Source organism: Lysobacter zhanggongensis (genome assembly GCF_046638635.1).
Classification (GTDB): domain Bacteria; phylum Pseudomonadota; class Gammaproteobacteria; order Xanthomonadales; family Xanthomonadaceae; genus Novilysobacter; species Novilysobacter luteus.
In genome coordinates this window covers 1-6,010 of sequence record NZ_JBJXHK010000107.1, presented here as the reverse complement: position 1 = coordinate 6,010, position 6,010 = coordinate 1, and the positions used below count along the sequence as shown (strand labels likewise).

Here is a 6,010-nt window from a genome sequence, read left to right as displayed (position 1 = left end):
GCCGTGGCGAGCGCGACCTGCTGGCGACCGGCGCAACCACCACCGAACACCTGGTCGACGGCGGCGACGGTATCCGCCTGCTTGGCCTGCACAGCGTCGCACCGGCGCTGGCGCCCGCCAGCGGGCCGCGTGGGCTGGCGCTACTGCTGCACGGCTGGGAAGGCAGCGTCGACTCGAGCTACATGCGCCTGACCGCCGCGCAACTGCTGTCGCGGGGGTTCGAGGTGTTCCGGCTCAACTTCCGCGACCACGGCGGCACGCACCACCTCAACGAGGAGATCTTCCACTCGTGCCGGATCGACGAGGTGGTGCATGCGGCATGCGACGTCGCCGCGCGCTTCGTCCCGCGCGGGTCGGGGTTGCCGGTGGTCGTCGCGGGCTATTCGCTGGGCGGCAACTTCGCATTGCGGCTGGCCTTGCGCGCGCCGGCGGCCGGCCTGTCGCTGGCGCACGTGGCCGCGGTCTGCCCGGTGTTGGACCCGGCACGGACGATGGATGCGATGGAACGCGGCCTGCCGGTATATGCCTGGCACTTCGAGCAGAAGTGGCGGCGCTCGCTGCAGCGCAAGCGGGCGCTGTTCCCGCAGCTGCATGATTTCGACGACCGCGTGCTGGGCCAGCGCATGCGCGCGCTGACCCGCTGGCTGGTCGAGCGGCAGACCGACTTCGGCACGCTGGAGCGGTACTTCGACGGCTACGCGATCGCCGGCGACCGGCTGGCCGCCCTGCAGCCCACGACCAGCATCCTCACCGCGGCCGACGACCCGGTGATTCCGGTCGATGATTTCCACGGATTGAAGTTGCCGGCATCGGCGACGCTGGAGGTGTCGCCGCGCGGCGGGCATTGCGGCTTCATCGAGAATGCCCGGCTGGATGGCTTTGCCGAGCGCTGGATCGCCCAGCGGCTGGCCGACGCGGTGTCGCTCAGCCGGCGCTGACCACGGCCAGTGTCAGGCGCGAGATGCAGGCCAGCTGGCCCGCCTCGTCCTCGATCCGGATTTCCCAGACCTGGGTGCGGCCGCCGACATGGACCGGCCGCGCAGTGCCGGTGACCGTGCCGCCACGGACGGCGCGCACGTGATTGGCGTTGATCTCAAGGCCCACGCAGACCTTGCCTTCGGGCACGCACAGGTTGCCGGCGCTGCTGCCGAGGGTCTCGGCCAGCAGCACCGACGCACCGCCATGCAGCAGGCCGTAGGGCTGGCGTGTGCGCGCGTCGACCGGCATGGTCCCGCGCACGTAGTCGGCGCCGATTTCGGTGAACACGATGCCGAGCGGCTCCATCGCGGTGCCGCGCGAGAGCTCGTTGAGGCGCTCGACGCTGGCGTGGCGGCGGAACGGAGATTCGCGGGAAGGGGCGGGCGTTGATGTGGAAGTCGTCGTCATCACGCCACGATAGCCGACCCGCGCAGCCGTGGCCTGCAGACCGTGGCCTGGAAAAGAAGACCCCGGCACCGCCCGGCTGATGGGGGAGGCATCAGCCGGACGACACCGGGGAACAGGAGGAGGGACGAGCCGCGCGTTCGAGGGGGCAGTGGCAGCGCGGCGCGCGGGTGCGGCGGCCACCGGGCGGATCAGACGCAACGGAACAGGCGCGGGCCGTTGTTGCCGGTGGTGTAGCTGCGCGAGGTTGCGTAGCCGCTGCTGGAGCCGTAGCCGACGCCGAAATCGCGTTCGCGGCGGGCGCCGAACGAGGCGGTGGCGGCGGGAGCGTACGGGCGGGTGGCGGGGCTCGGGGTGGCGCGGTTGGTGTGGCGGCTGGTCGGGCGGGCGGCGGAGAAAGCGTTCATGGCGGTGTCCTTGGGGTCGGGGGAAGCGTGTCGGTGAATCGGTGTGTTGGTAAAGTACAACACCTATTCGCCAGCGCCATGGGCCGGAAGTCACCCCACCGATGACACCCCTCGAAAAGAACCCGCCGCCCTACAGGATCGGCGCCAGCCCCGCCCCGAACGCGGTGAACAGCCGCGTTGGCAGGCCCTTCAGCGCCAGGTTGACCTCCGGGAAATCCCCGACCGGTTGGTGGCACTCGCGGAACCGCGGGTGGTCCGGCGGCAGCGGCCCCGGGCATGTCGGCCCCGGCACGTACTCGTAGCTGGTCGCATAGCGCACCGGCCACAGGTCGAACACCGGCAGGTATTCGGAGGCCTTTGCCAATGAGTACTCCAGTCCCCACAGCACCGGTGCCTTGTCGCGTGGCGCGATCACCCACGAATTGCCCGGCGCGATATCGCGCCGGATGCTCGCCTCCAGCGCCGCCGCAAACGCCGTGTCCTCGATCACCACCGCACTCTCGGTGTTGTAGTGGTCGCCACGCGGGTCGAAGTTGTGCGTGCCGACGACGCCGACGCGGTCGTCGATCACCAGCGACTTGGCATGCATCCCCACCCGCACGCCAGCGCGCTTGAGCGGCACCGGCTCGTTGGCCTGCCGGNATCACCACCGCACTCTCGGTGTTGTAGTGGTCGCCACGCGGGTCGAAGTTGTGCGTGCCGACGACGCCGACGCGGTCGTCGATCACCAGCGACTTGGCATGCATCCCCACCCGCACGCCAGCGCGCTTGAGCGGCACCGGCTCGTTGGCCTGCCGGCGCAGGTAGCGGGTCGCGCCGTACTCCGAGCGCAACGGCTGCCGGTAGCGTGCGGTGCGCAGCACGCTGTCGCGGTCGGGCGGGCGCGTGCGCGCCCGCTCCTGCACCGGTTCGTAGTCGGGCACGACCGCGCCGGTGGCGGACAGGTCGACCGGGGCGTCCGCGGGGAACGGCTTGTACTCGTAGATCTCGAAGCCGAACTCGCGCAGGTAACGGCGCTTGTACTTGTACGACAGCGCGTAGGCGATGAACGCGTCGGTCGCCGCCAGGCTGTTGGTGGAGACGATGACGCGCGGCGCACCCGGCCGGTCGTGCAACTGCCGGAACATTTCCTGCGCCGGCTTGGACAGCACCAGGTACGGCGTCTGCAACAGCACCTGCCGGTGCGCCGACTCGATCAGCCCGCGCAGCGAATCCGACGCCACCGCCAGCTCCCCGGGGTCTTCGCCGTTGTGCTTTTCCGGCGTGTCGGAGATGTAGCGCACCTCGCCGACCGCGATCGCCGGTTCGACCAGCCGCTCGCGGACGAGCTGCGGATCGGCGGCGTCGTCGCGCATCGCCTCGGCACGCGCCGGGTGGTCGAAACCATGTGGCGCAAGCGCCGGCACGCCGTCCTCCAGCAGGGCATGGCCGACGTCGACCAGCCGCGCGGGCGGCACGCTGCGCGGGTCGGTCCAGAACGTCTCGAAGTCGGCCGCCATGTCGCGCGCGACCGGGCCGGCCACCAGCAGGTCGCGGTCACGGAAGTTGTACTCGTCGTCCCAGTCGTAATAGCTGTCCTGGTAGTTGCGCCCGCCGGTGATGCCGATCGCACCGTCCACCAGCAACAGCTTGGTGTGCATGCGCTGGTTGAGCTGGCGCCAGCAGCAGGCTGCGGCCAGCACGTACTGCGGGTAGCTGATGCGGGCGCGGCGCAGCACCGGGTTGTACAGGCGCACGCTGAAGTTGACGTGGGCGCCGGCCAGCGCCGCCAAGGTCTCGACATTCTGCAACGCCGACAGCTGGTCCATCAGCAGCCGCACCCGCACGCCTCGGCGCGCGGCAGCCAGCAACTCGTCGAGCACCAGCCGGCCGGCGTCGTCCTCATCAAAGATGTAGGTCTGCAGGTCGATCGCGGTGGTGGCGCTGCGGATCAGGTTGACCCGCGCAAGCATCGCGTCGGTGCCGCTGTCCAGGATCACGGCATAGTGGCGCGGTTGCCCGGGGCTCGACTCGCTGAAGGCGCGGCTGGCCAGCTCGCGTAGCGGCGAGGGCTGTGCGCAGGCATCGATCCGCTCACAGTCGAGCGTCGTGGGGCGCGCGCTCGCGGCAATCGCGGCGGCGCGGTCGGCCTCGTGCGGGCTCAGCGTGGCGCACGCCGACAACGACAGTGCGAGCACGGCGGAAACGAGCTGGTGGACCGTCACGGCGTGTCGCCCTGCAACCGGACCCGCATGTCGAAGCGCACCGTGTCGGCCAGCGCGACGCGCCAACCATCCAGGCCGTAGTCGCCGCGCGACACCGTGCCGTGCACGACCACGTCGCAGTCCACCCCGGGCCGCGAGCACGTCGCCGGGAGCACGGTGAACGCCTCCATCCGGCTGGTGCCGTGCATCGTCAGCCGCCCCCGGAGGCGGCCGCCGTCATGCGCCAGTTCCGCCGTGTGCGGTTCGGAGACGAATTCGATGAACGGGTGGTGTCCGGCGTCGAAGAACCGCTCGCCGCGCGCCAGCGCGGTGTAGCGCTCGGATTCCTCGACCTCGACCGCGCCGGTAGCGAGCACGATGCGCACCTGCAGGCGCCCGTCGGGCAGGGTGTGCAGCGCGCCGTCATGCCGCGGGAAGGTGCCGTGGACACGTTGCCCCCAGCGCGTGCGCAGCTCGAAGCCGAACCGGGTGTGGACCGTGTCGAAGCCGACCGGTGCGACGGCGCCGGCAGGCTGCAACAGCAGCGTCGCGGGGGTAACCGCCGGCGTTGCGGCCGCAGCGGCGCCGACCGCGCCCGCCACCAGGCCCGCGGCCACCATCCCCCCTGCGGTCAGCCGTGCGATCAGTCCGGTGATCGAGCTGCGGGTTCGCCTCACGGCCACCAGAAAGCGCTGAGCTGGGCGATGCCCGGCTCCAGTGGGACGCCGGCCGGCAGCGACAGCACCGCCACGCCGGCCGGCGGCATCCCGCGGTAGTCGCCGGACTGACCGCTGTGCAACAGCGCGGCCAGTTGCTCCAGGCCCGGGTTGTGGCCGACCAGCATCAGCCGCTCGACCTCGACGTGCCCATCGGCCAGTGCGATCAGGGAACCCGGGCTCGCCTCGTAGATGGAGTCCTCGACCCGCTGCTCGACGTACCCGACCACGCCGAGCACGGCTTCCAGCGTCTCGCGGGTGCGCCGCGACGGCGAGCACAGCACGCAGTCGGGCACCAGCTTCTGCGAAGCCAGCCAGCGGCCGGCCGCCTCCGCCTCGGCGAGCCCTTCGGCCGACAGCGGCCGGTCCATGTCGGCCTGGTCGGGCAGCGACGGTTCGGCGTGGGCGTGGCGCAGCAGGATCAGTTCGCGCATGGCATCGGGCTCGCAGGGACGGGGAAGGAAAGGGTTACCGCTTCAGCCAGCGGAGCAGCGGTTGCCAGTCGGCCTGGTGTTCCCGGATCTGCGCCGAATGGTAGTCGAACAGGCTCTTGCCCAGCCCGCACAGCAGCACGTAGGCCTGGCTGTCGCGCAGCTGCGCGACCAGCGGGTAAGGCCAGCGCCGCAGCAGCCCGACCACATCCTGCGAGGCATTCGTCCAGGGGCGCAGGCGGTTGGCAACCAGCCCCACCGGCAGCTCGCCGCGGCGCACCCGCGGGTGCCGCGCCAGCGTGTCGAGGAAGTCGACGCTGGCTTCGATGTCGATGGTCGACGGCAGCACCGGGACGACCACCGCGTCGGCGGTCTCCAGGAAGGGAGCGAGGTCGGCGGCCATCGCGCCGGCGGCCGCGTCGATGACTACCTGCTCGGTGCCAGCGGGCAGCTGTGCCCGCCACCCCTTGCCACGGGTGCCGTCGAGCGGCAGCACCGCGCTGTCCATTTCGGCGCGCCGCCGGGCCCAGCGGGTGGAGGAACCCTGCGGGTCGGCGTCGACCAGCACGGTATTGCGTCCGTCGACGGCCGCGTGGGCAGCGAGGTGGGTGGCGATGGTGGTCTTGCCGGCGCCACCCTTCGAACTGGCCACGAGCACGGTCTTCATGCGGGTCCCCTGTGAGGCTGCGCAGAGAGCAGTGGAAGCCGCAGCGTACACCGCGTCCGGCAAGGCGGTGTCGATGCGGTCAGCGAAGGGAGGCAGCGTGCCGTTCGAGTTGCCGGGCGGCGACGTGGAGCCGCGCCGCGAGTGCTTCGTTGCGGCCGTCGTCGACGGGGCCGCCGGGGGCGCCATCGTCGCTGCGCACCGCGGTCTCGAGCGCCGCGGCGGC

General features: G+C 71.3%; 6 protein-coding genes and 1 pseudogene. 1 reads left to right on the top strand and 6 read right to left on the bottom strand.

Annotated elements, in window-relative coordinates; translation table 11 throughout:
- Positions 1–938: YheT family hydrolase (locus ACKVMH_RS12305; RefSeq protein ID WP_412700518.1), on the top strand; the 938-nt coding region annotated here is incomplete at its 5' end.
- Here ACKVMH_RS12305 and ACKVMH_RS12300 read toward each other — a convergent pair.
- From ACKVMH_RS12300 to ACKVMH_RS12275, 6 genes and pseudogenes are all read right to left on the bottom strand, one after another.
- Positions 925–1,386 (bottom strand): hotdog fold thioesterase, encoded by a 462-nt coding sequence (locus ACKVMH_RS12300; protein WP_412700517.1) that lies wholly within the window; start codon positions 1,384–1,386, stop codon positions 925–927. The two genes, ACKVMH_RS12305 and ACKVMH_RS12300, sit on opposite strands and share 14 nt — an antisense overlap.
- 188 nt (positions 1,387–1,574) lie before the next feature.
- A complete protein-coding gene (locus ACKVMH_RS12295) occupies positions 1,575–1,790 on the bottom strand; it encodes a hypothetical protein (protein WP_412700516.1) in 216 nt (71 codons plus the stop codon).
- Positions 1,791–1,920: 130 nt separating this feature from the next.
- Positions 1,921–3,994: pseudogene (locus ACKVMH_RS12290) on the bottom strand (phospholipase D family protein).
- Positions 3,991–4,650: a YceI family protein gene (locus ACKVMH_RS12285; protein ID WP_412700515.1), complete on the bottom strand. Its 660-nt coding sequence runs from the start codon at positions 4,648–4,650 to the stop codon at positions 3,991–3,993. Before ACKVMH_RS12285 ends, ACKVMH_RS12290 begins: the two are co-directional and overlap by 4 nt.
- Complete coding sequence (locus ACKVMH_RS12280) at positions 4,647–5,123, bottom strand: SixA phosphatase family protein (protein ID WP_412700514.1); 477 nt, start codon at positions 5,121–5,123, stop codon at positions 4,647–4,649. The genes ACKVMH_RS12285 and ACKVMH_RS12280 overlap by 4 nt, the downstream gene beginning before the upstream one ends.
- A gap of 34 nt (positions 5,124–5,157) precedes the next feature.
- Positions 5,158–5,787, bottom strand: a complete 630-nt coding sequence (locus ACKVMH_RS12275) for a nucleotide-binding protein (RefSeq protein ID WP_412700513.1) — start codon at positions 5,785–5,787, stop codon at positions 5,158–5,160.
- Between the last annotated feature and the right edge of the window lie 223 nt (positions 5,788–6,010).

Coding starts and splice junctions, on each gene's coding strand:
- ACKVMH_RS12300 (WP_412700517.1), bottom strand. CDS start 1,386: ATGACGACGACTTCCACATCAACGCCCGCCCCTTCCCGCGAATCTCCG.
- ACKVMH_RS12295 (WP_412700516.1), bottom strand. CDS start 1,790: ATGAACGCTTTCTCCGCCGCCCGCCCGACCAGCCGCCACACCAACCGC.
- ACKVMH_RS12280 (WP_412700514.1), bottom strand. CDS start 5,123: ATGCGCGAACTGATCCTGCTGCGCCACGCCCACGCCGAACCGTCGCTG.
- ACKVMH_RS12275 (WP_412700513.1), bottom strand. CDS start 5,787: ATGAAGACCGTGCTCGTGGCCAGTTCGAAGGGTGGCGCCGGCAAGACC.